Annotated in this window: 32 protein-coding genes; 19 read left to right on the forward strand and 13 right to left on the reverse strand. The window is 70.6% G+C overall.

Features of this window, described 5'->3' with window-relative positions:
• Window positions 1–44 precede the first annotated feature (44 nt).
• The 8 genes from hisD to hisF all read left to right on the forward strand — a co-directional run bounded on the left by hisD (window position 45) and on the right by hisF (window position 5850).
• Window positions 45–1370: a histidinol dehydrogenase gene (hisD, locus tag ACFZDL_RS11970; RefSeq protein ID WP_353592925.1), complete on the forward strand. Its 1326-nt coding sequence runs from the start codon at window positions 45–47 to the stop codon at window positions 1368–1370.
• Window positions 1367–2485 carry a histidinol-phosphate transaminase gene (locus tag ACFZDL_RS11975; RefSeq protein WP_353592926.1) on the forward strand — a complete coding sequence of 373 codons (1119 nt, stop codon included), beginning with the start codon at window positions 1367–1369 and terminating at the stop codon, window positions 2483–2485. The genes hisD and ACFZDL_RS11975 overlap by 4 nt, the downstream gene beginning before the upstream one ends.
• Window positions 2482–3075, forward strand: coding sequence for an imidazoleglycerol-phosphate dehydratase HisB (hisB, locus tag ACFZDL_RS11980; RefSeq protein ID WP_353592927.1), 594 nt, complete (start codon window positions 2482–2484; stop codon window positions 3073–3075). Before ACFZDL_RS11975 ends, hisB begins: the two co-directional genes overlap by 4 nt.
• Window positions 3072–3236, forward strand: a complete 165-nt coding sequence (locus ACFZDL_RS11985; RefSeq protein ID WP_319698253.1) for a hypothetical protein — start codon at window positions 3072–3074, stop codon at window positions 3234–3236. Before hisB ends, ACFZDL_RS11985 begins: the two co-directional genes overlap by 4 nt.
• Window positions 3233–3877 (forward strand): imidazole glycerol phosphate synthase subunit HisH, encoded by a 645-nt coding sequence (hisH, locus tag ACFZDL_RS11990; RefSeq protein ID WP_353593065.1) that lies wholly within the window; start codon window positions 3233–3235, stop codon window positions 3875–3877. The genes ACFZDL_RS11985 and hisH overlap by 4 nt, the downstream gene beginning before the upstream one ends.
• 67 nt (window positions 3878–3944) lie before the next feature.
• Window positions 3945–4676, forward strand: a complete 732-nt coding sequence (priA, locus tag ACFZDL_RS11995) for a bifunctional 1-(5-phosphoribosyl)-5-((5-phosphoribosylamino)methylideneamino)imidazole-4-carboxamide isomerase/phosphoribosylanthranilate isomerase PriA (RefSeq protein WP_353592928.1) — start codon at window positions 3945–3947, stop codon at window positions 4674–4676.
• Window positions 4673–5080, forward strand: a complete 408-nt coding sequence (locus tag ACFZDL_RS12000; protein WP_353592929.1) for a RidA family protein — start codon at window positions 4673–4675, stop codon at window positions 5078–5080. Before priA ends, ACFZDL_RS12000 begins: the two co-directional genes overlap by 4 nt.
• Window positions 5077–5850, forward strand: coding sequence for an imidazole glycerol phosphate synthase subunit HisF (hisF, locus tag ACFZDL_RS12005; protein WP_353592930.1), 774 nt, complete (start codon window positions 5077–5079; stop codon window positions 5848–5850). Before ACFZDL_RS12000 ends, hisF begins: the two co-directional genes overlap by 4 nt.
• A 99-nt stretch (window positions 5851–5949) precedes the next feature.
• Here hisF and ACFZDL_RS12010 read toward each other — a convergent pair whose 3' ends face one another.
• The gene (locus ACFZDL_RS12010) at window positions 5950–7572 is read right to left on the reverse strand and encodes a PQQ-binding-like beta-propeller repeat protein (protein ID WP_353592931.1); all 1623 of its coding nucleotides are present in this window, start codon (window positions 7570–7572) and stop codon (window positions 5950–5952) included.
• A gap of 191 nt (window positions 7573–7763) precedes the next feature.
• Window positions 7764–8516, reverse strand: a complete 753-nt coding sequence (locus tag ACFZDL_RS12015; protein ID WP_353592932.1) for a TetR/AcrR family transcriptional regulator C-terminal domain-containing protein — start codon at window positions 8514–8516, stop codon at window positions 7764–7766.
• A gap of 119 nt (window positions 8517–8635) precedes the next feature.
• Between ACFZDL_RS12015 and ACFZDL_RS12020 the strand changes: the two genes are divergently transcribed.
• Genes ACFZDL_RS12020 through ACFZDL_RS12030 form a run of 3 tightly spaced genes read left to right on the forward strand, consistent with a single transcriptional unit; the run spans window position 8636 to window position 12017 of the window.
• Window positions 8636–9235, forward strand: a complete 600-nt coding sequence (locus ACFZDL_RS12020; RefSeq protein WP_353592933.1) for an NAD(P)H-dependent oxidoreductase — start codon at window positions 8636–8638, stop codon at window positions 9233–9235.
• Between the two features lie 14 nt (window positions 9236–9249).
• Complete coding sequence (locus tag ACFZDL_RS12025) at window positions 9250–10857, forward strand: MDR family MFS transporter (RefSeq protein WP_353592934.1); 1608 nt, start codon at window positions 9250–9252, stop codon at window positions 10855–10857.
• A gap of 41 nt (window positions 10858–10898) precedes the next feature.
• The gene (locus tag ACFZDL_RS12030) at window positions 10899–12017 is read left to right on the forward strand and encodes an NADH:flavin oxidoreductase (RefSeq protein WP_353592935.1); all 1119 of its coding nucleotides are present in this window, start codon (window positions 10899–10901) and stop codon (window positions 12015–12017) included.
• A 45-nt stretch (window positions 12018–12062) separates the two neighbouring features.
• On the opposite strand, the gene ACFZDL_RS12035 is transcribed toward ACFZDL_RS12030, so the two are convergent.
• Window positions 12063–12377 carry a DUF1330 domain-containing protein gene (locus tag ACFZDL_RS12035; RefSeq protein WP_353592936.1) on the reverse strand — a complete coding sequence of 105 codons (315 nt, stop codon included), beginning with the start codon at window positions 12375–12377 and terminating at the stop codon, window positions 12063–12065.
• A 79-nt stretch (window positions 12378–12456) separates the two neighbouring features.
• Here ACFZDL_RS12035 and ACFZDL_RS12040 point away from each other — a divergent pair, with 79 nt between their 5' ends.
• Both ACFZDL_RS12040 and ACFZDL_RS12045 read left to right on the forward strand, forming a co-directional pair.
• Window positions 12457–13179: a TetR/AcrR family transcriptional regulator gene (locus ACFZDL_RS12040; protein WP_353592937.1), complete on the forward strand. Its 723-nt coding sequence runs from the start codon at window positions 12457–12459 to the stop codon at window positions 13177–13179.
• 293 nt (window positions 13180–13472) lie between these two features.
• Window positions 13473–13814: a nuclear transport factor 2 family protein gene (locus ACFZDL_RS12045; protein ID WP_353592938.1), complete on the forward strand. Its 342-nt coding sequence runs from the start codon at window positions 13473–13475 to the stop codon at window positions 13812–13814.
• 16 nt (window positions 13815–13830) lie between these two features.
• On the opposite strand, the gene ACFZDL_RS12050 is transcribed toward ACFZDL_RS12045, so the two are convergent.
• A complete protein-coding gene (locus ACFZDL_RS12050; RefSeq protein ID WP_353592939.1) occupies window positions 13831–14595 on the reverse strand; it encodes a GntR family transcriptional regulator in 765 nt (254 codons plus the stop codon).
• 164 nt (window positions 14596–14759) lie between these two features.
• On the opposite strand from ACFZDL_RS12050, the gene ACFZDL_RS12055 reads away from it, so the two are divergent.
• Together ACFZDL_RS12055 and ACFZDL_RS12060 are read left to right on the forward strand one after the other, a co-directional pair.
• Complete coding sequence (locus tag ACFZDL_RS12055) at window positions 14760–15206, forward strand: ATP-binding protein (RefSeq protein ID WP_353592940.1); 447 nt, start codon at window positions 14760–14762, stop codon at window positions 15204–15206.
• 171 nt (window positions 15207–15377) lie between these two features.
• Window positions 15378–16184: a nucleotidyltransferase domain-containing protein gene (locus ACFZDL_RS12060; protein WP_353592941.1), complete on the forward strand. Its 807-nt coding sequence runs from the start codon at window positions 15378–15380 to the stop codon at window positions 16182–16184.
• Here the strand turns inward: ACFZDL_RS12060 and ACFZDL_RS12065 are convergent, their stop codons facing one another.
• Both ACFZDL_RS12065 and ACFZDL_RS12070 read right to left on the reverse strand, forming a co-directional pair.
• Window positions 16185–16784 carry a hypothetical protein gene (locus tag ACFZDL_RS12065; protein WP_353592942.1) on the reverse strand — a complete coding sequence of 200 codons (600 nt, stop codon included), beginning with the start codon at window positions 16782–16784 and terminating at the stop codon, window positions 16185–16187. It lies immediately after the preceding gene.
• 44 nt (window positions 16785–16828) lie between these two features.
• Window positions 16829–17524 (reverse strand): TetR/AcrR family transcriptional regulator C-terminal domain-containing protein, encoded by a 696-nt coding sequence (locus tag ACFZDL_RS12070; protein WP_353592943.1) that lies wholly within the window; start codon window positions 17522–17524, stop codon window positions 16829–16831.
• On the opposite strand from ACFZDL_RS12070, the gene ACFZDL_RS12075 reads away from it, so the two are divergent.
• Window positions 17474–18229 carry an FAD-dependent monooxygenase gene (locus ACFZDL_RS12075; protein WP_353592944.1) on the forward strand — a complete coding sequence of 252 codons (756 nt, stop codon included), beginning with the start codon at window positions 17474–17476 and terminating at the stop codon, window positions 18227–18229. The genes ACFZDL_RS12070 and ACFZDL_RS12075 overlap by 51 nt on opposite strands.
• A 101-nt stretch (window positions 18230–18330) precedes the next feature.
• Here ACFZDL_RS12075 and ACFZDL_RS12080 read toward each other — a convergent pair whose 3' ends face one another.
• The 5 genes from ACFZDL_RS12080 to ACFZDL_RS12100 all read right to left on the reverse strand — a co-directional run bounded on the left by ACFZDL_RS12080 (window position 18331) and on the right by ACFZDL_RS12100 (window position 21629).
• On the reverse strand, window positions 18331–18897 hold the full coding sequence (locus ACFZDL_RS12080; protein ID WP_353592945.1) for a hypothetical protein: 567 nt from the start codon (window positions 18895–18897) through the stop codon (window positions 18331–18333).
• A 19-nt stretch (window positions 18898–18916) separates the two neighbouring features.
• A complete protein-coding gene (locus ACFZDL_RS12085; RefSeq protein ID WP_353592946.1) occupies window positions 18917–19420 on the reverse strand; it encodes a hypothetical protein in 504 nt (167 codons plus the stop codon).
• 496 nt (window positions 19421–19916) lie between these two features.
• Window positions 19917–20471 carry a hypothetical protein gene (locus ACFZDL_RS12090; RefSeq protein WP_353592947.1) on the reverse strand — a complete coding sequence of 185 codons (555 nt, stop codon included), beginning with the start codon at window positions 20469–20471 and terminating at the stop codon, window positions 19917–19919.
• A gap of 19 nt (window positions 20472–20490) precedes the next feature.
• Window positions 20491–20742: a hypothetical protein gene (locus ACFZDL_RS12095; RefSeq protein ID WP_353592948.1), complete on the reverse strand. Its 252-nt coding sequence runs from the start codon at window positions 20740–20742 to the stop codon at window positions 20491–20493.
• A 173-nt stretch (window positions 20743–20915) separates the two neighbouring features.
• On the reverse strand, window positions 20916–21629 hold the full coding sequence (locus tag ACFZDL_RS12100; protein ID WP_353592949.1) for an FCD domain-containing protein: 714 nt from the start codon (window positions 21627–21629) through the stop codon (window positions 20916–20918).
• A 239-nt stretch (window positions 21630–21868) separates the two neighbouring features.
• On the opposite strand from ACFZDL_RS12100, the gene leuA reads away from it, so the two are divergent.
• A complete protein-coding gene (gene leuA, locus ACFZDL_RS12105) occupies window positions 21869–23683 on the forward strand; it encodes a 2-isopropylmalate synthase (protein ID WP_353592950.1) in 1815 nt (604 codons plus the stop codon).
• A 79-nt stretch (window positions 23684–23762) separates the two neighbouring features.
• Here leuA and ACFZDL_RS12110 read toward each other — a convergent pair whose 3' ends face one another.
• Both ACFZDL_RS12110 and ACFZDL_RS12115 read right to left on the reverse strand, forming a co-directional pair.
• Window positions 23763–24395, reverse strand: coding sequence for a TIGR03085 family metal-binding protein (locus ACFZDL_RS12110; protein ID WP_353592951.1), 633 nt, complete (start codon window positions 24393–24395; stop codon window positions 23763–23765).
• Between the two features lie 111 nt (window positions 24396–24506).
• On the reverse strand, window positions 24507–25496 hold the full coding sequence (locus ACFZDL_RS12115) for a hypothetical protein (RefSeq protein ID WP_353592952.1): 990 nt from the start codon (window positions 25494–25496) through the stop codon (window positions 24507–24509).
• Between the two features lie 9 nt (window positions 25497–25505).
• Here ACFZDL_RS12115 and ACFZDL_RS12120 point away from each other — a divergent pair, with 9 nt between their 5' ends.
• Together ACFZDL_RS12120 and hisI are read left to right on the forward strand one after the other, a co-directional pair.
• Window positions 25506–25667: a hypothetical protein gene (locus tag ACFZDL_RS12120; protein ID WP_353592953.1), complete on the forward strand. Its 162-nt coding sequence runs from the start codon at window positions 25506–25508 to the stop codon at window positions 25665–25667.
• The gene (gene hisI / locus ACFZDL_RS12125; protein ID WP_353592954.1) at window positions 25664–26029 is read left to right on the forward strand and encodes a phosphoribosyl-AMP cyclohydrolase; all 366 of its coding nucleotides are present in this window, start codon (window positions 25664–25666) and stop codon (window positions 26027–26029) included. Before ACFZDL_RS12120 ends, hisI begins: the two co-directional genes overlap by 4 nt.
• Window positions 26030–26033 lie beyond the last annotated feature (4 nt).

Raw genomic sequence — 26033 nt, forward strand, 5'->3', positions numbered from 1 at the left:
TACGGGGGGCGGGCCGCCGGTGCGGGTCTGAGACAATTGATCGCGTGATCTCCCGTATCGATCTGCGCGGCGCCGCCTTCCCCGAGGGCGGGATCGACCGCGACCTGCTGCCCCGTGCCGAGCTCGACGTCGAGGCCGCCCTGGAGAAGGTGCGGCCCATCTGTGACGACGTGCGCCATCGCGGCACCGCGGCGCTGATCGACTACGCGCTGCGGTTCGACGGTGTGGCCATCGAGCGGGCGCGGGTGCCCCAGGAGGCGCTGACGCGCGCCCTCGCGGAGCTGGACCCGGCCGTGCGGGCGGCCCTGGAGGAGTCCATCCGGCGGGCCAGGCTGGTCCACCGCGAGCAGCGGCGCACCGACCACACCACGCAGGTCGTGCCCGGCGGCACGGTCACCGAGCGCTGGGTGCCGGTCGAGCGGGTGGGGCTCTACGTACCGGGCGGACGGGCGGTCTACCCGTCCTCCGTTGTGATGAACGTGGTGCCCGCGCAGGAGGCCGGGGTCGGCTCGATGGCCGTCGCCTCGCCGCCGCAGAGTGACTTCGGCGGGCTGCCGCACCCCACCATCCTCGCGGCGTGCGCGCTGCTCGGCGTGGACGAGGTGTACGCGGCGGGCGGCGCCCAGGCCATCGCCATGTTTGCCTACGGCACCGAGGAGTGCCGCCCGGTCTCCCTGGTCACCGGGCCGGGAAACATCTATGTGGCCGCGGCCAAGCGGCTGCTCAAGGGGCGGATCGGCATCGACGCCGAGGCCGGCCCCACCGAGATCGCGATCCTCGCCGACACCACCGCCGACCCGGTGCATGTCGCCGCCGACCTGATCAGCCAGGCCGAGCACGACCCGCTGGCCGCCTCGGTGCTCGTCACCGACTCCGAGGAGCTGGCCGCGGCGGTCGAGAAGGAGCTGGAGGCGCAGGTCGCCGCGACCAAGCACGTCGAGGAGCGGATCCGCCCGGCGCTGACCGGGCGGCAGTCCGGCATCGTGCTGGTCGACGGCCTGGAGCAGGGCCTGGCGGTCGTCGACGCCTATGCCGCCGAGCACCTGGAGATCCAGACCAGGGACGCGGCGGCGGTCGCGGCCCGGGTGCGGAACGCCGGCGCGGTCTTCGTCGGGCCGTACGCGCCCGTCAGCCTCGGCGACTACGCGGCCGGGTCCAACCACGTCCTGCCCACCGGCGGCTGCGCCTGCCACTCCTCGGGTCTTTCGGTGCAGTCCTTCCTGCGCGGCATCCATGTCGTGGACTACACCCGCCAGGCGCTGGCGGAGGTCGCCGGCCATGTGGTGACGCTCGCCGAGGCGGAGGATCTGCCCGCCCACGGCGCCGCGGTGAAGGCAAGGTTCGACTGGAAGGTGCCGGGCGACAAGTGACCGGGATTGACGATCTCCCCATCAGGGACGAACTGCGCGGCAAGTCCCCGTACGGCGCCCCCCAGCTGGACGTGCCCGTGCGGCTGAACACCAACGAGAACCCGTACCCGCTGCCCGAGGCGCTGGTGGCCCGGATCGCCGAGCGGGTCGCCGAGGCGGCCCGCCACCTCAACCGCTACCCGGACCGGGACGCGATCGAGCTGCGCACCGAGCTCGCGAAGTATCTGACCCGCACCGCGGGCCACGAGGTCGGAGTGGCCAATGTGTGGGCCGCCAACGGTTCGAACGAGGTGCTGCAGCAGCTGCTGCAGGCCTTCGGCGGGCCCGGGCGCACCGCCATCGGCTTCGAGCCCTCGTACTCGATGCACGCGCTGATCTCCCGCGGCACCGGCACCGCCTGGATCTCCGGCCCGCGGAACGCGGACTTCACCATCGATGTCGACGCGGCCCGCGCGGCCATCGCCGAGCACCGGCCCGACGTGGTCTTCATCACCTCGCCGAACAACCCGACCGGCACCGCCGTCGACGCCGAGACCGTACTGGCCCTCCATGACGCGGCCCAGGCGGCGCGGGCGAACGCGGCCGGGGCGCTGGTGGTGATCGACGAGGCGTACGGGGAGTTCAGCCACAGCCCCTCGCTGCTTCCGCTGATCGAGGGACGGCCGCGGCTGGTCCTGTCCCGGACGATGTCCAAGGCCTTCGGCGCGGCCGGGCTGCGGCTCGGCTACCTCGCCGCCGACCCGGCGGTGGTGGACGCCGTCCAGCTGGTCCGCCTGCCCTACCACCTGTCCGCCATCACCCAGACCACCGCGCTGGCCGCCCTCGAACACACCGATACCCTGCTCGGGTACGTCGAGGCGCTCAAGGGCGAGCGGGACCGGCTGGTGCGCGAGCTGCGCGCGCTCGGCTGCGAGGTGACCGGCTCGGACGCCAACTTCGTACAGTTCGGCCGCTTCGAGGACGCCCATGTGGCGTGGCAGGCCCTGCTGGAGCGGGGGGTCCTGGTCCGGGACAACGGTGTGCCGGGCTGGCTGCGGGTCACCGCGGGCACCCCGGCCGAGAACGACGCGTTCCTCGACGCGGTACGCGAGCTGATGAAGGAGAGAAGCGCATGACCCGCGTGGGCCGTGTGGAGCGCACCACCAAGGAAACCTCGGTCGTCGTCGAGATCGACCTGGACGGCACGGGGAAGGTAGAGGTCGCGACGGGCGTCGGCTTCTACGACCACATGCTCGACCAGCTCGGCCGCCACGGACTCTTCGACCTCACCGTCAAGACCGAGGGCGACCTGCACATCGACACCCACCACACCATCGAGGACACCGCCCTCGCGCTCGGTGCCGCCTTCAAGCAGGCGCTCGGCGACAAGGTGGGGATCTACCGCTTCGGCAACTGCACGGTGCCGCTGGACGAGTCGCTGGCCCAGGTGACCGTCGACCTCTCGGGCCGCCCGTACCTGGTGCACAGCGAGCCGGAGAACATGGCGCCGATGATCGGCACCTACGACACCACGATGACCCGGCACATCCTGGAGTCCTTCGTCGCGCAGGCACAGATCGCCCTGCACGTCCACGTCCCGTACGGGCGCAACGCCCACCACATCGTCGAATGCCAGTTCAAGGCGCTGGCGCGGGCGCTGCGCTACGCGAGCGAGCGCGACCCGCGGGCCGCGGGCATTCTTCCCTCCACGAAGGGCGCATTGTGAGCGGTCTGTCCACGGCTTTTATCGTTCTCGGCCTGTTTCTGCTCGGCGGGGTCTACTCCTTCGTCAAGCAGGGCCTGCCCAAGAGCATCATCGTGCTGCTGGGCATCGGCGCCGCGATGTCGCTCACGGCGGGGATCCTTCGGCTGGAGGTGTGGAATTGACCGCGGGCGCCAAGAAGGTCGTCGTCTTCGACTACGGCTTCGGCAACGTACGGTCCGCCGAGCGGGCCCTCGCCCACGTCGGCGCGGACGTCGAGATCACCCGTGACTACGGCCGCGCCGACGCCGCCGACGGACTCCTGGTCCCCGGCGTCGGCGCCTTCGCCGCCTGCATGAAGGGGCTGCGCGAGGCCCGGGGCGACTGGCTCGTGGGGCGTCGGCTGGCCGGCGGGCGGCCGGTGATGGGCATCTGCGTCGGTATGCAGATCCTCTTCGGGCGCGGCATCGAGCACGGCGTCGAGGCCGAGGGGCTGGACGAGTGGCCCGGCACCGTCGAGCGGCTGAACGCCCCCGTCGTCCCCCACATGGGGTGGAACACGGTCAAGGCCCCCGAGGACTCCCAGCTCTTCGCGGGCCTGGACGAGGACGCCCGCTTCTACTTCGTGCACTCCTACGCGGTCCGCACCTGGGAGCTCGAAGTGGCCAACCCCAAGATCCCCGGCCCCAAGGTCACCTGGGCCACCCACGGCGAGCCGTTCGTCGCCGCGGTCGAGAACGGGCCGCTGTGGGCGACCCAGTTCCATCCCGAGAAGTCCGGCGACGCTGGAGCGCAGCTGTTGCGCAACTGGCTCGACACGCTCTGACCAGCGGCCCGGCCCCGCCCTCGCCAGGCCTTCTCGTACCTGCCCGCACCTCACCGTAAGGTCTCCCATGAGCACGCACCGCCTCGAACTCCTCCCCGCCGTCGACGTCCGCGACGGCCAGGCCGTCCGCCTGGTCCACGGCGAGTCCGGCTCCGAGACGTCCTACGGCGACCCGCTGGAGGCCGCCCTCACCTGGCAGCGGGCGGGAGCCGAGTGGCTGCACCTGGTGGACCTCGACGCGGCCTTCGGCACCGGCGACAACCGCGAGCGGATCGCCGAGGTCGCGGCCGCCATGGACCTCAAGGTCGAGCTGTCCGGCGGCATCCGCGACGACGCCTCGCTCGCCGCGGCCCTCGCCACCGGCTGCACCCGCGTCAACCTCGGCACCGCCGCGCTGGAGTCCCCGGAGTGGGTCGCCAAGGTCATCGCCGAGTACGGGGACCGCATCGCCGTCGGCCTCGACGTCCGCGGCACCACGCTGCGCGGCCGCGGCTGGACCCGCGACGGCGGCGACCTGTACGAAACCCTCGCCCGCCTGGACTCCGAGGGCTGCGCCCGCTACGTCGTCACCGACATCGCCAAGGACGGCACCCTCCAGGGCCCCAACCTGGAGCTGCTGAAGAACGTCTGCGCCGCCACCGACAAGCCGGTCGTCGCCTCCGGCGGCGTTTCCTCCCTTGACGATCTGCGCGCCCTTGCGACCCTGGTACCGGAGGGTGTGGAGGGCGCCATCGTCGGCAAGGCTCTCTACGCCAAGGCGTTCACCTTGGAAGAGGCGTTGGAGGCGGTATCCGTATGACCTCACCCGAGCGTGTGCGGCGCGTCCAGGCGGACAGCCCCTGGGAAGAGACCATCGGCTTCGCCAGGGCCGTCGCGGCCGGCGACCGGGTCCTGGTCTCCGGGACGATGCCGCTGGTGGGCGGGGTCCTGCAGGGCGAGGGCGATCCGTACGAACAGACTCTGGCCGCCTTCCGCAACGCGCTGGACGCGCTGCGCAAGTTCGACCTCGGCGTCGAATCGGTCATCCGTACCCGCATGTACCTCACCCACGCGCGCGATGTGGACGAGGTGGGCCGCGCGCACAAGGAGCTCTTCGACGCCGTACGCCCCGCCGCGACCCTCGTCGTGGTGTCCGGCTTCGTCGACTCGCGCGTCCTGGTGGAAGTCGAAGTAGAAGCATTCCGAGGAGCCCAAGCGTCATGACCCTGGCGGTCCGAGTCATCCCCTGCCTGGACGTGGACAACGGCCGGGTCGTCAAGGGAGTCAACTTCCAGAACCTGCGGGACGCCGGCGACCCCGTCGAGATGGCCAAGATCTACGGCGAGGAGGGCGCCGACGAGCTGACCTTCCTCGACATCACCGCCTCCTCGGGCAACCGCGAGACCACGTACGACGTGGTGCGCCGCACCGCGGAGCAGGTCTTCATCCCCCTCACGGTGGGCGGCGGCGTCCGCACCGCGGAGGACGTCGACAAGCTGCTGCGGGCCGGCGCCGACAAGGTCGGCGTCAACACCGCCGCCATCGCCCGCCCCGAGCTGATCCGGGAGGTCGCCGAGCGCTTCGGCAGCCAGGTCCTGGTCCTGTCCGTCGACGCCCGCCGCTGCGGTGAGGGCACGGTCACCCCGTCCGGCTACGAGGTCACCACCCACGGCGGACGCCGGGGCACCGGCATCGACGCCGTCGAGTGGGCCCACCGGGCGGCCGAGCTGGGCGCGGGGGAGATCCTGCTGAACTCGATGGACGCCGACGGCACCAAGGACGGCTACGACACCGCCATGATCGAGGGCGTCCGCAAGCACGTCACCGTGCCCGTCATCGCCAGCGGCGGCGCCGGCAAGCTCGCCGACTTCTCCCCGGCGATCGCCGCGGGCGCGGACGCGGTGCTCGCGGCCTCCGTCTTCCACTTCGGCGATCTGCGCATCGGGCAGGTCAAGGAGGCGCTGCGGGAGGCGGGGCACCCGGTCCGGCTGTAGGCCCCCCGTCGCGGGCTCCGGTTGCAGGCCCCGGCTGTAGGCCTCCGGAACCCCGGGCGGCGGCGCGCACACGCCGCCGCCCGGAGCGCCGGGCCCGGCTCAGCTCCCGCTGATGTCGAAGGCGCGAAGGACGAGCTTGCCCTGGGGGTCATCGCTCGGATGGCCGATCACGTAGAGCTTGTCGCCCCATGTGCCGACGCTCATCATGTCGACCCGGTTCAGCGAGTGCTTCGGCGTGTAGAGCACGCCCCGGGACTCCTCCTTGCCGTCCCGCAGTCCGACGGAGACCAGGGTCGGGTCACCGCCCAGCTGCTCGGCCGCCTTGAGCGCGAGCACCTTCCCGTCCTCCAGGCCGACCTCCCGCGTCTGCCGCTTCGACCACAGCACCTTGCCGGTCTTGAGGTCGGTGGCCCCCAGACCCGCGGTGTCGTCATAGTTGGACAGCAGCACGGACCCGTCCTTGACGACGATGCTGGTGTTTCCGAACTGGACGTTCCCCAGCTTGCCCGTCAGACGGAAGCTGTTGTCCGGCTTTCCGTCGTCCGTATAGGTCTGCAGATAGCGCTTGGCGTCGTCGTTGCCCTCCTGGTCGACCAGGACCAGGGTCAGCGGGTCGTCCCCCACCACCATCTCCACGTCCCGCTTCTCGTTCGGGAACTTCCAGTTGTCGCCGTACCGCAGGTCGAGGATGGACAGCTCGTCCTCCGGCTTGGCGTCGCTGCAACTGCTGGAGTAGGCCAGGTAGCCGGCGGACCATTCGATGTCGTTCCCGCAGTCGTAGCCGCGCGAGTGCACCGTCCATTTCTTGTCGCCGCCGGAGATGGAGTACGCCGAGACCACGCCGATACTGGCAACCACCGTGTCCTCGCTGACCTCGACGTGCGGCGCGACCGTCCTGTAGCCGCTCGACAGGTTCTTCGACCACAGAGTCCGCCCGGTCTCGGTGTCGAACACGACGAGGTACGCGCAGTCGTTGCCGCCCGCGTCGTAGACGGCGGCGCCGACGCCCTCGGAGTTCGGCTGCGGGGCGATGGCGCAGACCTCGCTCGCCCCCTTCGGCGTCTTCACCGTCCACCGCGTCTTGCCGGTCTCGGGGTCGAAGCCGCGCACGCCGTTGTCGTCGGCGTAGACGGGGCCGCGCTCGGTCGTCCACAGCGCGGGCAGCCCACTGAGATTGCCCAGGACGTGCGACTCGGGCAGCTCCGTCTGCCACTTCTGGCGCAGGGCGTGGGCCGGGGGCCCTGACTGCTTCGCCGAGGGGTCGCCGGAGCCGGTGCCCCCGGAGCCCGAGCTGCTGTGCTTGGCCAGCGCGACCGCCATGCCGCCCGCCAGCAACAGCACGACGAGGGCGATGACGGTCGCGACCTTGCCCCCGCCGCGCCGCGGGGGCACGGGCGGGGGCGGCGGCCACGGGGCCCCGGGGGCGGGCCCGCCTCCGGGCTGCGGCTGCGGATACGAGGGCAGGCCCGGCTGCGCGGGCTGCCCGGGTTGCCCAGGCTGCCCGGGCTGCGGCGCGGCGCCGGGCGGAGTGGGCTGCGGCCCGGTCCCGGGCGCGGCCGGGGGCACCGGCGGTCTCGGCGGCACGGCCGCCCCCGCCGGCCCCTGGCCCGGCGGCTGCCCGTTCGGCGCGCCCTGCCCGTTCGGCGTGCCCGGCCCGTTCGGCGCGCCCGGCCCGTTCGGCGTGCCCGGCCCGGGCGCGTCGCTGTTGTCCTCGTACGTCATGGTTCCAACCCCCGTCCACCGATTGGGCCACGACCTGCGGCCCGCATGGACACAGGGACAGACGACGATCGAAGCCGTGGAGTTGCACCGAAGGCGGGCCCAGGAGCAGAAGGTTCAGGCGGCCGTCAGCCGGTGGTAGCTGCCGCACAGGCGCTGTGTTTCGGCCACTTGAGCCCCGGTGTGATGACGGCTCAGATGCCCAGGCGGGCGGCGATTCCGTCGAGGACGGCGTCGAGCCCGATCTCGAACTGCCACTCCGCGTCGTCCTTGCGGGTCGCCTCGTTGATGTAGCGGGCGTATGTCGGGTACCGGCCGGTGTTCATCAGCCAGGTCATGCGCGGGGCAAGGGCGAGGCGCGTCTCGTCGGCGCTGGCCCACCCCTGCTCCTGCATCAGCTCCGCGAGGCCGATCTCGCGGTCCACGGCGCCCTTCACATAGGAGTCGACGGCGCGGCAGACCGCCATCATCGTGTCGATGTCCAGATCGAGCTCGTCGAGCGAGGCCAGGGCGCCCTCGACCACGGCGATTTGATTCGGGGTCAGCGTGAACACCGCCGTGCGAGCCACCCAGGAGTGCTGGAGGAGCACGGTTCTGGTGCGCTGGGAGAGCGCTCGCATGGCCTGCCGCCAGTCCTTGGCGCCCTCGGGTGGCGTCATCTCGCCGTAGACGTGGTCGACCATCAGCTCCAGGAGCTCGCCCTTGCCGGACACATAGCGGTACGCCGCCATCGGCGCGACCCCCAGATCGGTCGCGAGCCGGCGCATGGTGACGGCGTCGAGCCCTTCCGCGTCGGCGATCGCCACCGCGGCCCGGGCGATGCGCTCGGGGCTGAGCGTGGAGCGGGGGGCGGGGGCCGGGCGGTTCAGCCGCTCCCACAGGAAGGCGGCCTCCGGCTCGCCCTGCTCCGGCTTCGCCTGGGTCTCCTGCTTCTTCCGGGGGGGCATGGGGCCAGCTCCTTCTCTCGCGAGTGATGTACAGAGTATCGCTCAGTGGACAACGTACACCCCTGTGTGTACGTTGTATCTCGTCCGATACAACGTACACATCGAACGAAGGTCCCCCCATGAACGACCTCAACAACAGCCCGCTGCGCGTGGCGGTCCTCGTCGGCAGCACCCGGAACGGCCGCTTCGGGCCCGTGGTGGCCAGGTGGGCGGCGGGCCGGATCGCCGGGCGCGAGGACATGACGGCCGACCTCGTCGACCTGGTCGAGACACCGGTTCCGGCCGTCATGCCGGCCTTCGGGCAGCCGCCGGCCGACGAGGACGTGGCGCTGCTGGGCGCCGTCACCCCGCGGCTGGCGGCGGCCGACGCGTTCGTCATCGTCACGCCGGAGTACAACCACAGCTACCCGGCGGCCCTGAAAAACGCGATCGACTGGCACAACCAGCAGTGGCACGCCAAGCCGGTCGCCTTCGTCTCCTACGGCGGCATCTCCGGCGGCCTGCGCGCGGTCGAACACCTGCGGGGCGTCCTGGCCGAGCTGCACGCGGTGACCATCCGCAACACGGTCAGCTTCCACAACTACGGTGACAAGTTCGACGCGGACGGCGCACCCCTGGACCCGGAGTGCGACGCCGCGGCCAAGTCCCTGCTCGACCAGCTGACGTGGTGGGGGCTCGCGCTGCGCGACGCCCGCGCCGCACGCCCGTACGCGGGCTGAGGCGGGGCAGAGCGATGACCAGCGACACGGGGGACACCCCCGACCCCACCCGGCAGAACCTTCCCTACCTGGGCATCTTCGGCCTGATGCTCGGCATCTTCCTCGCGACGCTCGACGGCCAGATCGTCGGCGTCGCGCTGCCGACCATCGTCGGCGACCTCGGCGGCCTCGACCACTTCTCCTGGGCCGTCACGTCGTATCTGCTCACCATGGCCGCGGCCACCCCGATCTGGGGCAAACTCGGCGACCTCTACGGCCGCAAGGGCGCCTACCTCTGGTCCGTGGCGCTCTTCCTTGCCGGTACGGTCCTGTGCGGGCTCGCGCAGACCATGGGCCAGCTCATCGCCTTCCGCGCCGCCCAGGGGCTCGGGGCGGGGGGTCTCATGGTCGGTGCGCTGTCCGTCATCGGCGTACTGGTCCCCGCGCAGGACCGCGGCCGCGTCCAGTCGATGATCGGCGTGATGCTGCCGGTCGCCTTCGTCGGCGGCCCCCTGCTCGGCGGATTCATCACCGACGCCCTGGACTGGCGCTGGGTGTTCTACGTCAATGTGCCCTTCGGCGCCGTCGCGCTGCTCGCCGTCGGCAAGGGCGTACGGCTGCCACGGGCGCCACGGGCCGGCGGACGTATCGACTACGCCGGCACGGCCCTGCTGACCATCGCCATCCTGTCGCTCACCCTGCTGGCCAGTTGGGGCGGCACCACCTACGACTGGGCCTCACCGCAGATCCTGCTGCTCGGGGTGGCGGCCGTCGTGGCCCTCGCCGCCTTCGTCCGGGTGGAGCGGCGGGTGGCGGAGCCCGTCATCCCGCCGAGGCTGTTCCGCAGCCGCGACTTCACGCTCGCCCAGATCCTCAGCTTCCTGGTCGGTGCCGCGCTGATCTCGGTGGTGAACTACCTGCCCCAGTACATGCAGTTCGTACAGGGCTCCTCCTCCACCGTCAGCGGCATCCGGATCCTGCCCCTGATGCTCGGCATGCTGGCGGCACAGCTCATCACGGGCCGACTGATGAGCGGAGGCGGCCAGGGCGGCCAGGACAGCAAGGGCGGCTTGGGCGGCCTTGACCTGGACCGCGCGGTGCCGATCGCCGGCGCCGCCCTCACGGTCACCGGCGCGCTCCTGCTGCTCCTGCTCGACACCGACACCCCGGGGTTCGCGGCCTCGGCGCTCACCCTGGTGTTCGGCGTCGGTGTCGGCATGCTGATGCAGAGCACGCTGCTCACCACGATGAACACCGCCCCGCCCCGCGACATGGGCGCCGCCACCGGAACCGTCACCCTGCTGCGCACGATCGGCGGTTCGCTCGGCGTCGCCGCCCTCGGCGCCGTACACGCCGGCCGAATGACGGCCGAACTCGCGGACCGGCTCGGCCACCGCACCGCCGAAAAGCTCACCTCCACGGGCGAGGTGACCCCGGCGGCGGTCGCCACCCTGCCCGCCGGGACGCGCCACGCCGTCCAAGAGGCCTTCACCAGCGGCCTGCACGGGGTCGTCGCCGGCACGGCCGTCCTGGCCGTCGCCGCCTTCGCCCTCGCCTGGTGCGTCCGGGGGAACGCGGCCGCCAAGCCCTCCGGCCCCACCAAGGAGACGGACCGCGCGCAGATCCCGGCGACGGCGGACTGAAGCCTTGTCACACGCACTCGACCGAGAAAGCAGAGCAACCCATGCCCAGCACCTCCGCCGCACGCGCCAAGGACGTCCTTCTGCGCCCCTTCACCTTGGGCGGTCTCACCCTTCCCAACCGGATCGTGATGGCGCCGATGACCCGCGAGTTCTCGCCCGGCGGCACACCGGGCGAGGACGTGGCGGCGTACTACGCCCGGCGGGCCGTGGGCGGGGTCGGCCTGATCATCACCGAGGGGACGTACATCGGCCATGACTCGGCGGGCAGCAGCGACCGCGTCCCCCGTCTCCACGGCGAACAGGCCCTGGCGGGCTGGGCCAGGGTGACGGACGCGGTGCACAGCGCGGGCGGGACAATCATGTCGCAGCTGTGGCACGTCGGCATGGACCGCAAGCCCGGCTCCCCGCCCGTGCCCGCCGCCCCGCCCATGGGTCCCTCCGGCATCGCCGTCGACGGCATGGAGACCGGCCGGGCCATGACCCAGACCGACATCGACGACGTCGTCGCGGCCTATGCCACGGCTGCCGCGTCCGCCCAGCGGATCGGGTTCGACGGCGTCGAGGTCCATGCGGGCCACGGCTATCTCATCGACCAGTTCCTCTGGGAGCGGACCAACCGTCGTACCGACGCCTACGGCGGGAACCTCGCCGCCCGCTCCCGCTTCGCCGCCGAGGTCGTCGCCGCCGTCCGTCGGGCGGTCTCCCCGGGCTTCCCGATCACCCTCCGGTTCTCACAGTGGAAGATGGGGGCTTACGACGCCAGGCTCGCCCGCTCGCCGCAGGAACTCGAAGCCCTGCTCGCCCCGCTGGCGGACGCCGGAGTCGACGCCTTCCACTGCTCGACCCGCCGCTTCCACCAGCCCGAGTTCGAAGGGTCCGACCTCAACCTGGCCGGCTGGGCGAAGAAACTCTCGGGCAAGCCCGCGATCTCCGTAGGCTCGGTCGGCCTCGACAACGAGTTCACCGATGTGATCCAGGGCCGGCCGGGCGAGGTCACGGGCATCGAAGACCTGCTCGACCGGATGGAGCGCGACGAGTTCGACCTCGCCGCGGTCGGCCGCGCCCTGCTCGGTGACCCCGACTGGCTCACGAAGGTCCTCACGGGCCGGACGTCGGACCTCAGGCCCTTCCACGTGGGCCTGCTCGCCGCCCTGAACTGACCCGCTCCGCCGAGGCCCGGTCCGGTCACCGCACCAGCAGCACGGCTAGGCAGGGAGGGAGAAGCCCTCGGGAGGCGCGCCCTCGGCGAACAGCATTCCCACTCGAACCTTGCCCTCTCGTATCTCCCGGGCCCGTCGGTACTCGGGGGAGTCGTACCACTCCCGCACCCGGTCCATGTCGGGAAACTCGATGACCAGGAACCGGGAGGAGTCCCAGGCGCCTTCGACGGGCTCGGGCGTGGGGCCCGCGACCAGGTAACGGCCGCCGTGGTCGAGGATGGATTTCTGGGCCACAGGGGCGTAGGCCCAGCCGGCCTCCTCGTCGATCACATCGGCGTTGACGATGACGTAAGCAGGCATAGGGGCTCCCCGTTTCCTTTGGACACGGCGTGTACTTATGTCACGGCGGAGACTATTGCATCCCTGTAACGTGCTCAAGGTGGGTATCGAAGAGGGCGCAAGTGTCACGGGTGTGATGAGCCGCCGGGAGCGGCTGCGGATGGAGACGAGCCGGGAGATCAAGGCCATCGCGCTGCGGCAGATGGCAGAAGGGGGGCCCGGAGCGATCTCGCTGCGCGGCATTGCCCGCGAGATGGGGATGACCGCTCGCGCGATCTACAGCTACTTCCCCACCCGGGACGACCTGATCACGGCACTGATCAGCGGAATCGCAGCCTCGCTCGCGGAGGCGCTGGAGACCGCCAGCAATGCCGTGCCCGACACCGACCCCGGTGGCAGGCTGCTGGCCTGGGGCCAGGCCCTGAGGGAATGGGCACTGGCCCACCCCGAGAGCTTCCGGCTCTTCTACGGCCACCCCATCCCCGGCTACCAACCCCCCGAGGACGGGCCGGTGGACCGGACGGCACGCCGTGTGTGCCGCGAACTCACCCGCTTGGTGGCCGCCGCATGGCCCAACGCCCGGCACCGCCAGCCCGAGGACACCTCCTGGGCCGATCTTCACCCGGACTACGTCGCGAAGATCCAGGAAGACCTCCCGGACGTGCCACCCGCCGCGGCCGCGCTCGCGCTGCGCGTCTGGGGCCGGATGCACGGCCTGGTGGCCCTGGAGATCGACGGCCACATCCACCCCGTCGCGGGGAACCCGGCCGCCCTGCACCGCGCCGAAATGCTTGACCTGGTCGGATCACTGGGCCTGGCCTAGGTTCTACTGCTCCGGGTGGCGATCATGTGGCTGGCTGACGGTCAGGCCGTTGAACTGGCGTGGGTCAGGGCCACTTGTCTGACGCGGAACGGCATGTGCGTATGGCCGCAGGCTTCACCATGGTGCGGCTGATTCCAAGGTCCGACTGCCCCTTCGCGTATGCGCCTCAAGGCGGACGTGCGCCCGTCCTCCCGTGGGCCAGGCCCGCGGCGCCTCGCCGATGAGTTCCGGCGACGGGATCGGTCTGCCCTATGGGGCCAGGAGAGCGACCCGGACCGGAAGGAAGAGCAGCCATGGCGAACGTCGACGTCGTCCGCGCATGCATGGAGAGCTACCTCGCACAGGACCGTGACACCGCGGACCGGCTGATCGCCGAGGATTTCGTCTTCACGAGCCCGCAGGACGACCACATCGACAAGGCCGCGTTCTTCGAACGCTGCTTCCCCACGGTCGATCGCCTCCGGTACCAGAAGGTCCTGGACGCGGTCCCCGCCGGGGGCGACGACGTCTTCCTCCTCTACGAGTACGAACTGAAGGCTGGCGGACGCTATCGCAACGTCGAGCTGATCACCGTGCGGGACGGAAGGATCACCGAGACCCAGGTCTTCTTCGGCGGCCGGGTCCGGGAGACATGAGCGCCGAACTCCCCGGTCACGCGTCGAAGTCGTATTCCAGAATGTAGGAGGCGGCGTCGAGCACCATCTCGTTGACCTCCACCGCCGCTCCGTTCTCTGTGAAGGCCGTGCGGCATACCAGGATGACGGGAGTACCGCTGGACAGCCGGAGGTCCTGGGCCTCGGTCGCACTGGGCATGCGTGACCGGATCTCCTCCCGGAAGTGCACGGGTGCGTGGCCGAGCTCCGCGAGCCGTGCGTAGATGCCGCCGGCGCCGCTGTCCTCCCGGGTGATCGCTGAGTCCGCGACCAGGGCGGTGGACAAGTACGAGGTGGAGAGCAGGACCGGCTTGCCGTCGAGGACGAAGCGGCGGGTGCGGGTGCAGACTCGGTCGCCGGGGCGAAGCCCCAGGACATCGGCGATGTGGCTCGCGGCTTCTTCTTCGGTCACCGAGATGTTGTCGACGGTGAGCTCGCGGTCCTCATCCAGGTCCGCGGACCAGATCGACCGCCCCGCTCCCCACTGGGCCCGGGCGAGCCTCTGGATGCCGCGTCGCCGCAGCGGTCGGAACGTCCGTACGAAGACCCCGGCGCCTTTGCGAGCTTCGGCGATGCCTTCGCTCTGTAGGACGCCGAGCGCTTGGCGGGCGGTCATGCGAGCCACCTGGTACGTGGTCATCAGCTCGTTCTCGCCCGGCAGGCGATCCCCCGGCCCGTACTCACCAGCGGCGATGGCGGCCTTGAGCGCATTTGCGATGCGCTGATACTTGAGCTTTCCGACGTTGCCCTGGCCCGCTGCCAATGGCCGTCCTCCGATCTCTCTGAGACTTTCCGATCTTCTCTAGAGACACCCTAGATCTCCGTTCGATTGATTGACCAATCGGGTCACGCATCAGCGTGTTGACATCTCTAGAGATGTCCGCTGGAATGGAGATGTCTAGAGATGTCTCCGGTGGGGAGGGTGTGATGGTGCGTGTGGTCGACGTCCAGGGCGGTGAAGCGGAGCCCGAGCGGCTTGGAATGCTGGTCCTGTGCCCGGTCCCGGAGTCGGTGCCGCGGGCGCGCCGTTGGTTTCGGAAGTTCACGGCCCATGAAGAGCTCGATTGCTCGATCGACGAATGCGTGCTGCTGATCTCGGAGTTGGTCACCAACGCGATCAGGTACGGCTCGGCAGAGGGGATCTGGCGCGTACGTGTTGAGTGGTACCGGGTGGGGCAGTCGCTTCGGGTGCATGTGCACAACCCCGGTCTCCCGGCCGGGATCCGGCTGCGCAGCCCTGCGGCCGACGAGGCCCACGGGCGCGGGCTGATGATCGTGGACGCGGTGTGCGACGAGTGGTGGTCGGCGCCGAGTCCATACGGGGGCACGGTGGTTGTGTTCGTGATGTACAAGGCGTTCGGCCGCTCACGCTGACGCTCGTCTCCGTACTGCGCATACTCTGCGGCCATCGTCCGTCGATGACCCCCGCAGCCTCCAAGCGGGCGCCACAGGTGCCCGCCCGCTCCGAAGCCAGATGTGGTCCGCGACTGTGCTCACGCGATTAACCCTGCCCACATTCGCCGTCGGCTTGGAACGATGGCAGCCATGGATGCCCACCCACGGACTGACCCCCCAACCTTCCCGGAGGCGACCGGTTCCAGCGCGGTCGCTGAGTACGCTCACGAAGCCCGGAGACTGGTTTTCGCCCGCTATCCGGACGCACTCGGCGCCGCACTCGGCGGGTCCAGCGCCTCCGGCCGGGCCACCCCCGGCAGCGACCTCGACATCGCTGTCCTTCTCCCCGACGACGGCACCAGCCGCCGTGAAGTGTTCCGTCACGAAGGCCGCCCCGCCGAGGTGTTCCTGCACACCCGCGCGGACTTGGGGGAGGCGTTCGCGGCAGCCCGCGCCAGCCGCCGGGCGACCGCGCTCTTCATTTACGCCGAGTCCGTCTTGCTGCACGACCCGGACGGCCATGTCGAAGCCCAGCGTGCCGAGGCACAGACCCTGCTCGCCGCCGGGCCCGAGCCCCTTGCCCCGAACGAGAGCGAGTTCGGCCGTTTCGTGCTCACCGACCTTCTGGACGACTTGGTCGAGACCGGTCCCGGCACTGACCGACATGAGCAACTGGCCATCGCCGACCGGACGCTGCGCGAGGCCGCACACCTCCTGACCGCTTATCACCGCGCCTGGAACGGGGCCGGCAAGTGGCTGCCCCGACGCCTGACCGCAGCCGATCCGGTCCTCGGTCGGGAACTGCTCCGTGGGCACCTGGCCCTCGCAGAGCGTGCCGACCCGGCGCCGCTGACCACTGCGGCCCGCCGTGTGCTGGAGCTGTTGGGCGGTCCCCTCCGGGAGGGATACGTCGCGTCCTGGCGCCCCTCTGCCGGGGACGGGGCCGCCGGGTCATAGTCAGGACTCGAAGTCGGTGAACCCGTAGGGGATGGCTCCTCGCTCGATCATCAGGTCTTCCCACTCGTCCTCGTCGAGGTCGTCATCCTCCTCGCTGTCCTCCCAGCCGTAGTCCTCGAAGTCGGCGCCGTCGGGGTCTTCGGCGAGGAGCACATAGTCGCCGTCCGCTGCGATCTCGCCGATCAGCGACGGTACTTCGATGGCGTCCCAGTCGACGGTGACCTTGATCGCGCCGTCGAGTTCCCGGGAGAACATTCCGTCGGCGAGCACCTGCGACACCGTGGCCGGGTCATCCGCGCCGGCGGCGTAACCGGTCGGCTCGCCGGAGTCGAGAAAGGTGATGTCCGGATAGCCGTCGACCGAGACCGTGACAAAGGGACGGAGGTCTATCGAGTGTGTCCGCGTGCCCTGTTGGTACACATGGAGCGCGAGTTGCGCGGAGTTGTGCCAGCACAGCAGATACACGTTGAGGCTGTCCGACAGTTCGTCCGCGAGGTCGGCTTTCACCTCGTCGAGACTGCCCCGGATGTAGTGGGCGTCCTTGCGGGCGGCTCCGGGGGACACCCCGAACGCCAGGTCGTAGAAGCTCTTGGACGGCATGACGGTCAAGCTACACGGCGGTGTTGCCGAACATGGCGCGGCGCCTAACGGCCCTTGATGATGACCGCGACGCCGTCGAGCAGCGTGCCGAGGCCGAGTTCGAAGAGTTCGTCGAGGCGGAGGTCGTAGCCGTCGGAGAGGGAGGCGGTGAGGCGGGTGAACGCCGGGTAGCGGGGGGAGGCGGTGATCGCCTGGAGGGCCTGGGACTGGCGGTCCATCCACTCGTCCTCCGACAGGCCCGTCGCGGCCTCGGCCTGGGCCTCCTGCTCCAGGTGGACGGCGATGCCCTGGATGTAGCTGTAGAGCAGGACGTGCAGGTCGAGGACGGTTTTCGGGTCGAGGCCGTGGCCGTCGAGGGTGGCGAGCACCCATTCGGCGTGGACCATCAGGTTGGGCAGCAGCAGGGGGCGGGTGAGGGGGCCGGTCTGGGCCAGCCAGGGGTGTTTGCGGTAGAGGGCCCACAGGGTGTGCGCGGCCAGTTCCAGGCGGGGGCGCCAGTCGGTGGGAGGGTCGGCGGGGTAGGACTCGTCGAGGCGCGCCCCCGAGTCGGCACGGTCGTGGCCGGCGTCGGCAACGAGACCGAGCGGTCCACCGACAAGACGTACAGCAGCGGCCGGCTCGACAGCGACGACATCGAGCTGCTGCGCGAGGACCTCACGGGGCTGCTGTACGAGCGGACCCGCGACGGCGTGGAGTATCTCTTCGGGGACGGCATCGCGGCCCTCCGCCAGGACGAGCACGGCGTGCGCGTGCAGTTCGAGAGCGGGCGGTCGCGTACGTTCGACCTGGTGGTCGGCGCCGATGGGCAGCACTCGACCGTGCGCGGCCTGGTCTTCGGCCCCGAGGAGGAGTTCGCGCACCACCTCGGGATGCATGTGGCGATCTTCCGCGCGGACAACTTCCTGGGCCTGGAGGACTGGCAGCTGTGGCTCAGGGACGGCACCGCCGGATACGGCGTCTACCCCGTACGCGACAACTCCGAGCTGAGGATCACCTTCGGCTGGGCCGCCGGGCCCTCGGACCAGGGGGGTGACCACCGCGACGTCGAGGGGCGGAAGCGGGTGGTCGCCGACCGGATGAGCGCCGTCCCCTGGGAGGCGCCGAGGATGCTCAAGGCGATGCGGGAGGCGCCCGACTTCTACTCGGACGCGATGGCGCAGATCCGAATGGAGCGCTGGTCGCACGGCCGGGTGGCGCTGCTCGGCGACGCGGGCTACTGCGCGTCCCCGCTGTCGGGCCAGGGCACCAGCCTGGCCCTGGTGGGCGCCTACGTACTGGCCGACGCGCTGGGCCGGGCGGAGGGCGACCACCGCGCGGCGTACGACCAGTACGAGCGGCGCATGCGGCCGTTCGTCGCGCTCAACCAGGCGCTGGCCACGGAGAATCCGGGCGGGCCGGCCTCCGAGGCCTCGGTCGAGCGGGCCAAGAACGCGATCTCGCTATAACCAGGCCAACCGGTCATCAGGGGGCGGCCGTCGCGTAGGCGCAGGGTGGGAGGGCGCAGGGTCGTGCGCCCCGACCACCCCATGGCCACCGGGCTCCGCCGTCACGGCTTTCCTGTTATCTCCCGCAGACCGTGGTACTGGGCGTGGCCCGCGTCGGACGGGTCTCCGCCGTGGACCTTGGCCAGTGCGCGCTTGACCAGATGGTCGGTCGTGACGGCCCGGCGAATTTCTTGATTGACAGAATCGCCATACAACCGCTTGTTGACCTGCGCCAACCGCGAATCGTCACCCTCAGGAACATCGAAATGCACGGTGCCGTCGGAGCTGACGGAGACCTTGAACCCGTGGACCTTCGCGTCATTGACGGTCCGATTGACCTTGTCCTGAATCGCAGTCAGCTGGTCATACGCGTCGTCCAGGATGGCCGAGATGCTGCTGGCCTCCTTGTACAGGTCCTCGAGCTCTTTCGCGGTCTTGCGGACGAATTCACGCGTGACGGTCGCGTTGAGCCCATCCCACCGCGCACCCTCCGACTTCTTCAGCAGGCCCGAACGCGCATCGCTCGTCAGCTTCTTCAAACCATCGACAACCGACTTCCAGTCCATGGTCGCGATCAGGACCGTTCCCAGATCGAGCTCGACGATATCCCTGTAAGTGAGGGTCCCCATTGTCATTCCCCCGTTTCCGCTACTTCACGATCTTGGATATCTCGGAAACGCTGACGGCCGAGCCGTCCCGGTTTCGGAACGAGGCCGCGATCAGCTCGTCGTCTTTCGCGTGACTCTTCTTCGAGTAGTCCAGGTGATTGGAGATATGGGCGCACATCTGCAGCATGGTGTTCACCTGGGAAGTCCAGACGGACACCGTCGTGCTCAGCTCATCGCCCATGGTGAAGTTGTGGTCGCTCAGCGCCTTGGCCGACTGCATGGACGACCCCACGCCGTCCTCGCCCGCCCCGGCTCCGGCGATGTCGGCCGCCTTCTGCAGCTGCCCGTGCAGGACGAAGGCCTCGTGCCCCACGGCGCCCAAGTCGTCCTGATGAACGATGAGATCGGAGGCCTTGCCGCCGTCCTCGCCCCCGCCGCCCCCGCCGCCCCCGCCGGTCGCGGCAAGCTGGTTGAGTCGCGTATGGGCGCTCTGCTGCCCGGCCGCGTCCGCCTTGAGCTGAGACCACTCGCTGTCGAACGACATTTCCCCGTTACCTCTCGTAGAGAACATCAGCGCGTACGGTGCCGCGGCCGTTTCTTCCCTGGCCCGCCGCACCACATCGCGAATGAAAACGCATGCTAGCTGAATCGGATGACATCACTCCGGCTGCGGTCGGGCAAAGTCAGCCTCGATTCGTCAGCGGGGTTCGATTGCTGATCGATCCGGTGGTTCGCCCGTAATGTTCTTGGCCGGTGCGGGATGGGCTGTCGCGTGACGCCGTCCGGCTGCGCCGGGTTCCACGGGCTCGGAGAATGCGAAGGTCCCTCTTTCCTCCCCGTACGCGATGAATTCCGATTCGAGGATCACCTTCGGCCGGGCGGCGGCCGGGCCCCAGGAGCAGCGGATCGACCACCGCGACATCGAGGGGCGGAAGCGGCTGAGCTGGCCAAGAACGCCATGCACCGGCCCCTCCGGTCGTGCGCGTGCGGACACCTTGGGCTTCCCATGGCCACCGGGCTCCACCGTCACGACTTCCCTGTTATACGTCCAGCAGAGAGTGGTATTGGGCGTGGCCCGCGTCGGACGGGTCTCCGCCGTGGATCTTGGCCAGCGCGCGCTTGGCCAGGAGGTCGGTCGTGACGGCCCGGCGAATTTCATGATTGACGGCTTCGGAGTACGACGTCGGGGAGTCCAGTGACCACCGCGACCCGCCGTCCCCGGACTCATCGAAACGCACGGTGCCGTCGGAGTTGTCGGAGACCCTGAACCCGTCGTCCTGCGCGCTTGCGACGAGCGACTTGACTTTGGACTGAATCATCGTCAGCTGGGAGTGCGCGTCGTCCAGGATGGCATAGATGCTGCTGGCCTCCTTGTACAGGTCCTCGAATTCTTTCGCGGTCTTGCTGACGAATTCACGCGTGACGGTCGCGTTGAGCCCATCCCACCGCGCATCCTCCGACTTCTTCAGCAGGCCCGAACGCGCATCACTCATCAGCTTCTTCAAACCATCGACAACGGACTTCCAGTCCGTGACCGCGGTATTGAGCTTTCCCAGATCGACCCCGACGAGATCCGTGTAAGTGAGAGTCCCCATCGTCATTCCCCCGTTTCCGCTACTTCACCGTCTTGGATATCTCGGAAACGCTCACGGCCGAGCCGTCCCGGTGTCGCAACGAGGCCGCGATCAGCTCGTCGTCGTTCGCGTGACTCTTCTTGTGGTCGCTCAGCGCCTTGGCCGACCGCATGGACGACGCCACGCCCTCCTTGTCCGCCCCGGCCCCGGCAAGCTGGTTGAGTCGCGTATGGGCGCTCTGCTGCCCGGCCGCGTCCGCTTTGAGCTGAGACCACTCGCTGTCGAACGACATTTCCCCGTTACCTCCCGAAGAGGACATCAGCGCGCCCGGCGCTGCGGCCGTCCTTCCCCTGGCTCGCCGCACCACATCGCGAATAGAAACGCATGCTAGCCGAATCGGATGACATCACTCCGGCTGCGGCCGGGCAAAGTCAGCCTCGATTCGTCACGTCAGCGCGGTGTCGCTCAGTCGAGGTGGCCGTCGCCGTCGCGCAGCCGGGTCAGGGTCTGCTCCAGCTCGGCCTGGAGCACACGGCCCGCCGTATCCGCGTCGCCCCGCTCGACGGCACGGACCAGGGCGGAGTGGGCCTCGTCGCCCGGGTTCGGCGTCCCGGTCGCCCCGGTGCGCAGGGCGAGCAGGTCCACCAGGTCGATCAGGGCCTGTCGCAGCCGGGGGACGAACTCGGCGAACAGATCGGTGAGTACGGGGTTGTGCGCGGCGCCGACCACCGCCGCGTGCAGCGCGATGTCCGCGTCCACGAACGCGGCGTCGTCGCCCGCGGCGGCGGCGCTCCGGGCGTCCAGCGCCGCGTTCAGAGTGGTGAGGTCGGCGTCGGTGCGGCGCAGCGCGGCCAGGCGGGCGGCCTGGACCTCGACCAGCATGCGCACCTCGAAGACATCGGTGACGGCCGCGCGGCGCAGCCGGGCGGGCCAGTCCTCGGCGGGCTCGGTGGCGACGACGAAGACGCCGGAGCCCTGACGGGCCCGCACCAGCCCCGCGCCCGCCAGGACGCGGACCGCCTCGCGCACGGTGGAGCGGCCCACGCCCAGGGTCTTGGCCAGGGTGGTCTCGCCGGGGAGCCGGGTGCCGACCGGCCAGTGGCCTCCGGTGATCTCCTCGCGCAGCCGTGCGGCCGCCTGTTCGATCAGGGGGGTGGGGCGGAGGGCGGCCAGCGGCATCCGGTTCACCTTTCGGGGTGCGTCTGGAGAGTTGGGGGCGTGGGCGTCGTCTCGTCGTCGCCAACTCCGCAAGTTCTCAGCTTGTCTGAGGACCTGACATGTGGCTAGCCTATCCCGCATGTCGCTGCGCGGACTCCTTCTTCTCGGCTGCCGCGGCGGGGCCTGACCGGACCGGCACCCCGCCGCGGAGTGCCGTGCTTGCCGGTCGACCCCGATCGAGCGAAGGACATCCCGGCCTTATGGCTGTTCAGTACGACGAGCTTATCCAGCACCACACCCCCGCGCCCCCGGCGCTCCGCACCCCGCACGGGCCCCTCCCCGCCGACGCCCCCTCCTGGAACCCGCAGCGCCCCAGCGCCATGCCGTACCACCGCTACCGGTCCGTGTACGACAGGGTCGCGGTGCCGCTGACCGACGACCGCGCCTGGCCGGGGCGCCGGATCGAACGGGCCCCGCTGTGGGTGCCGGTGGATCTGCGCGACGGCAACCAGGCCCTGGCCGAGCCGATGGACACCCCGCGCAAGCGCCGGATGTTCGACCTCCTGGTGGCGATGGGATTCAAGGAGATCGAGGTGGGCTACCCCTCCGCGAGTCAGACCGACTTCGACTTCGTACGCCACCTCGCGGAGAGCGACGCGGTCCCCGCCGATGTGACCGTGGTGGTCTTCACCCCGGCCCGCCGCGACCTGATCGAGCGGACGTTCGCCGCCATCGAGGGCCTGCCCCGCTCGGTGGTGCACCTGTACACCGCCACCGCCCCCGTCTGGCGCGAGGTGGTGCTCGGCCGCGACCGTACCGAGGTGTACGGGATGATCCGGGACGCCGCCGGGCAGCTGGCCCGGCTCGCCGAGGCGCGCCCCGAGAACATCCGGTTCCAGTTCTCCCCGGAGGTCTTCAACCTCACCGAACCCGACTTCGTGCTGGAGGTCTGCAACGGCCTCACCGAGCTGTGGGACGCCTGCCCCGAGCGGCCGGTGATCCACAACCTGCCCGCCACCGTCGAGTGCGCCACCCCCAACGTGTACGCCGACCAGATCGAGTACATGCACCGCCACCTGGAGCGGCGCTCGGACGTCGTCCTCTCCGTGCACCCGCACAACGACCGGGGCACCGGGGTCGCCTGCGCGGAGCTGGCCGTGCTGGCGGGCGCCCAGCGCGTCGAGGGCTGTCTGTTCGGCAACGGCGAGCGGACGGGCAATGTGGACCTGGTCACCCTCGCCCTGAACCTCTACGCCCAGGGCGTGGACCCGATGATCGACTTCTCCGATGTCGACGCGATCCGCGACACCGTCGAGCACTGCAACCGGCTGCCGGTCCACCCCCGCCACCCCTACGGCGGCGAGCTGGTCTACACCGCCTTCTCCGGCACCCACCAGGACGCCATCAGCAAGGGGCTGGCCGAGCACGCCCGGCGGGCCGCCGAGTCCGGGGTGCCGGAGGGGCAGGCGCCGTGGGCGGTGCCGTATCTGCCGATCGACCCGGCCGACGTGGGGCGCAGCTACGAGGCCGTCATCCGCGTCAACAGCCAGTCGGGCAAGGGCGGCATCGCCCATCTGCTCCAGGCGCACTACGGCCTGGACCTGCCGAAGCGGCTGCGCGCCGACTTCTCCCGCATCGTGCAGGCCGCCACCGACGACAGCGGCCGGGAGGCCGCGGCCGAGGACCTGTGGGAGCTGTTCCGCGCCTCGTATCTCGCCCCCGGCCACGACGACGGTCCGGTCACCCTCGGGGCGTGGACGGCCGAGGAGACCGGCCCCGGCCGGCACCGCTTCGTCTGCGAGCTGCACATGGGCGACGACAAGTGTGTGTACGAGGGCACGGGCAACGGGCCGCTGTCCGCCTTCGCCGACGCCCTGGCCGGCGCCGGGATCGCCGTGGACATCCTCCACTACGCCGAGCACGCGACCGCCGCCGGGCCCGGCAGTCCCGCCATGGCCTATGCCGAATGCCGCGTCGGTGGCACCACGCGGTGGGGCGCCGGTCAGGACACCTCCGTGCTCACCGCCTCGGTGCGCGCGGTACTGGCCGCGGTGAACCGGGCGCGGGCGCTGTGATGACCGCTGTGAGGTGAGGTGAGGTGAGATGAGGGGGTGGTGTGCCGATGCTCCGCCGGGCGCTCCGTCGGACGCCGGCTCAGATGCCGAGCTTGGCGGCCTGGAGCTTGGCCACCGCTTCCTTCTCGCCCTCCAACTCGACCCGGGCGGCGTCCTGGCGGCCGAACACGAAGACCGCCAGCTCGCCCGGGTCCGCGGTGGCCGTCACCACCGGGGTGCCGCGGTGCGCCACCGCCGTACGGCCGTCCGGGCGGCGCAGCACCAGGCCGACCGGGGACTTGCGGCCGATCGCCTTGGCGATCCGCTCGATCCGGGACCACAGCGCGTCGGCGAAGACCGGGTCGATCTCGCGCGGCTGCCAGTCCGGCTGGGCCCGGCGGACGTCCTCGGCGTGGACGTAGAACTCGACGGTGTTGGCCGCCTCGTCCACCTGCTTGACGGCGAACGGCGACATCCGCGGCGGGCCCTCGCGGAAGAGCCGGATCAGCTCCCCGTACGGCTTCGCGGCGAACTCCGCCTGGACCCGGTCCAGCCGCCCGGCCAGCGGCTTGAGCAGCAGACCGGCGGCCGCGTCCGCGCGGCGCTCACGGACCACCAGATGGGCGGCCAGGTCATGGGTGGTCCAGCCCTCGCACAGCGTCGGGGCATCGGGGCCCGCGGTCTCCAACAGATCGGCCAGGAGCAGCCGTTCGCGCCTCGCGTGAGTGGACATACCGCCCACCCTACGACCGCCGTCCGGCCCCCGCCACTGGCGCCGGGCCGCCGCGGTGCCGATTGCCCTCGCGTCCAGGTCGGCCTTGTGCCCCGTCAGCCTTGCGCCCCGTCACCCCGGAAGCGGCTTGGTCAGCTTCTTGCCACCCGGGCCCGAGCTGAGCGTCAGCGAGCAGGAGACCTGGTCCTCGCCCCGGATCCGGTAGGTGCCCAGCGCCGGATAGAGCGCGTAGTAGTAATACATCCGACCGTCGTTCGGTATGGACTTCAGCCGCTTCTTGGCGTCCGTCTCGCACAGTGAGAGCGCCTTGGCCTGGATGTCCTTCTCGGTGGAGAAGTCCCCGGTCAGCGTCTCGTTGGCGACCACCTCACCGTCGTGCGGACCGTTGCACCCCCGCTTCTCGACCTTCGTCACGCTGGTGTCGAGCATGGGGTGGTCGAAGCACTCGCCGGGCTTGAGCACCACATACGGCACCAGGTCGCCGGGGTCCCCGGACGCGGAGGCCGAGGGGGTCGTACCACCGTCGGGGACGTCGCTGCCGCCGCCCAGCGGCGCGCCCTGCCCGGGGTCGGCCGAACCGGACCCTCCCTCGGAGGCGGACGCCGACGCGGAGGCCGAGGGCGAGGGGGAGTCCGACGACTTCGCGTCCGCCGACGGCTGTGCCGTCTTGTCTGCGGATGCCTCGCTCTTGCTGTCGTCGTCGCGGGTGCCGATGAGGATGCCGCCGATGACCAGCGCGCCCGCCACCGCCGCGGCGATCGCGATCGCCGCGGTCCTCGCCCCGCCCGAGCCACGGCCCGGCGGTGGCGGGGGCGGCAGGGGGCCGGGGGGAAAGGCGCCGGGCGGGAGCGCGCCGGAAGGCAGCGGACCGGGAGGCAGGGCGCCGGTGGGCGGCCCGAAGCCGCCCGCCGGCGGCAGCTGTCCCTGCGGGGCGGGCAGGCCGGGCTGCGTGGGCGGCCCGAAGCCCTGCTCCGGAGGCGGTCCGAAGCCCTGTCCCTGGCCCTGCTCGGGCGGCGGCCCGAAACCTTGCTCCGGCGGTGGCCCGAACCCCCCGCCGTTTCCAGGCCGGTTGGAATCGTTCGGCGGCGGGGGAAACGTCATGCCCGAAGCATGCCCCATGCCACCGACAACCGAGCCATCGGGCTCCGCGGCATCCCCGGCCCCGGCCCGCCCCGGCTCGACCCCGGCCCGGCCCGGCTCGACCCCGGCCCGCTCGGCCACGGGGAGCGCGGAATCACCTCCCGGCTTCAGGAGTGCAGAATGGTCGCATGACCGGCTCCGACCGCCCCTCCGCCCTCGACCCGGCCCTCGCCGCCCGCCTCAAGCGCGACGCCGACGGCCTCGTCCCCGCCATCGCCCAGCAGTACGACACCGGCGAGGTGCTGATGCTCGGCTGGATGGACGACGAGGCGCTGCACCGCACCCTCACCACCGGCCGCTGCACCTACTGGAGCCGCAGCCGCCAGGAGTACTGGGTCAAGGGCGACACCTCCGGGCACATCCAGCTGGTCAAGTCCGTGGCCCTCGACTGCGACGCCGACACCGTCCTGGTCAAGGTCGACCAGGTCGGCGCGGCCTGCCACACCGGCGACCGCACCTGCTTCGATTCCGACGTCCTCCCACTCGGCCAGTAGGCTC

It is taken from the genome of Streptomyces sp. NPDC007917 (assembly GCF_042959105.1).
Classification (GTDB): domain Bacteria; phylum Actinomycetota; class Actinomycetes; order Streptomycetales; family Streptomycetaceae; genus Streptomyces.

Bases quoted from the DNA above. Each gene is read 5' to 3' on its own strand.
- ACFZDL_RS12080 (WP_353592945.1), bottom strand. From the start codon at position 18,897: ATGGGGACCCTCACTTACAGGGATATCGTCGAGCTCGATCTGGGAACG.
- ACFZDL_RS12035 (WP_353592936.1), bottom strand. From the start codon at position 12,377: ATGCCTGCTTACGTCATCGTCAACGCCGATGTGATCGACGAGGAGGCC.
- ACFZDL_RS12015 (WP_353592932.1), bottom strand. From the start codon at position 8,516: ATGCCCCCCCGGAAGAAGCAGGAGACCCAGGCGAAGCCGGAGCAGGGC.
- hisF (WP_353592930.1), top strand. From the start codon at position 5,077: ATGACCCTGGCGGTCCGAGTCATCCCCTGCCTGGACGTGGACAACGGC.
- ACFZDL_RS12025 (WP_353592934.1), top strand. From the start codon at position 9,250: ATGACCAGCGACACGGGGGACACCCCCGACCCCACCCGGCAGAACCTT.
- ACFZDL_RS12095 (WP_353592948.1), bottom strand. From the start codon at position 20,742: ATGTCGTTCGACAGCGAGTGGTCTCAGCTCAAAGCGGACGCGGCCGGG.
- ACFZDL_RS12060 (WP_353592941.1), top strand. From the start codon at position 15,378: ATGGATGCCCACCCACGGACTGACCCCCCAACCTTCCCGGAGGCGACC.
- priA (WP_353592928.1), top strand. From the start codon at position 3,945: ATGAGCACGCACCGCCTCGAACTCCTCCCCGCCGTCGACGTCCGCGAC.
- ACFZDL_RS12030 (WP_353592935.1), top strand. From the start codon at position 10,899: ATGCCCAGCACCTCCGCCGCACGCGCCAAGGACGTCCTTCTGCGCCCC.
- leuA (WP_353592950.1), top strand. From the start codon at position 21,869: ATGGCTGTTCAGTACGACGAGCTTATCCAGCACCACACCCCCGCGCCC.
- ACFZDL_RS12010 (WP_353592931.1), bottom strand. From the start codon at position 7,572: ATGACGTACGAGGACAACAGCGACGCGCCCGGGCCGGGCACGCCGAAC.
- ACFZDL_RS12020 (WP_353592933.1), top strand. From the start codon at position 8,636: ATGAACGACCTCAACAACAGCCCGCTGCGCGTGGCGGTCCTCGTCGGC.
- ACFZDL_RS12055 (WP_353592940.1), top strand. From the start codon at position 14,760: ATGGTGCGTGTGGTCGACGTCCAGGGCGGTGAAGCGGAGCCCGAGCGG.
- ACFZDL_RS12120 (WP_353592953.1), top strand. From the start codon at position 25,506: ATGCCCCATGCCACCGACAACCGAGCCATCGGGCTCCGCGGCATCCCC.
- hisI (WP_353592954.1), top strand. From the start codon at position 25,664: ATGACCGGCTCCGACCGCCCCTCCGCCCTCGACCCGGCCCTCGCCGCC.
- ACFZDL_RS12085 (WP_353592946.1), bottom strand. From the start codon at position 19,420: ATGTCGTTCGACAGCGAGTGGTCTCAGCTCAAGGCGGACGCGGCCGGG.
- ACFZDL_RS12110 (WP_353592951.1), bottom strand. From the start codon at position 24,395: ATGTCCACTCACGCGAGGCGCGAACGGCTGCTCCTGGCCGATCTGTTG.
- ACFZDL_RS12045 (WP_353592938.1), top strand. From the start codon at position 13,473: ATGGCGAACGTCGACGTCGTCCGCGCATGCATGGAGAGCTACCTCGCA.
- ACFZDL_RS12090 (WP_353592947.1), bottom strand. From the start codon at position 20,471: ATGGGGACTCTCACTTACACGGATCTCGTCGGGGTCGATCTGGGAAAG.
- ACFZDL_RS12065 (WP_353592942.1), bottom strand. From the start codon at position 16,784: ATGCCGTCCAAGAGCTTCTACGACCTGGCGTTCGGGGTGTCCCCCGGA.
- ACFZDL_RS12115 (WP_353592952.1), bottom strand. From the start codon at position 25,496: ATGACGTTTCCCCCGCCGCCGAACGATTCCAACCGGCCTGGAAACGGC.
- hisB (WP_353592927.1), top strand. From the start codon at position 2,482: ATGACCCGCGTGGGCCGTGTGGAGCGCACCACCAAGGAAACCTCGGTC.
- ACFZDL_RS12000 (WP_353592929.1), top strand. From the start codon at position 4,673: ATGACCTCACCCGAGCGTGTGCGGCGCGTCCAGGCGGACAGCCCCTGG.
- ACFZDL_RS12100 (WP_353592949.1), bottom strand. From the start codon at position 21,629: ATGCCGCTGGCCGCCCTCCGCCCCACCCCCCTGATCGAACAGGCGGCC.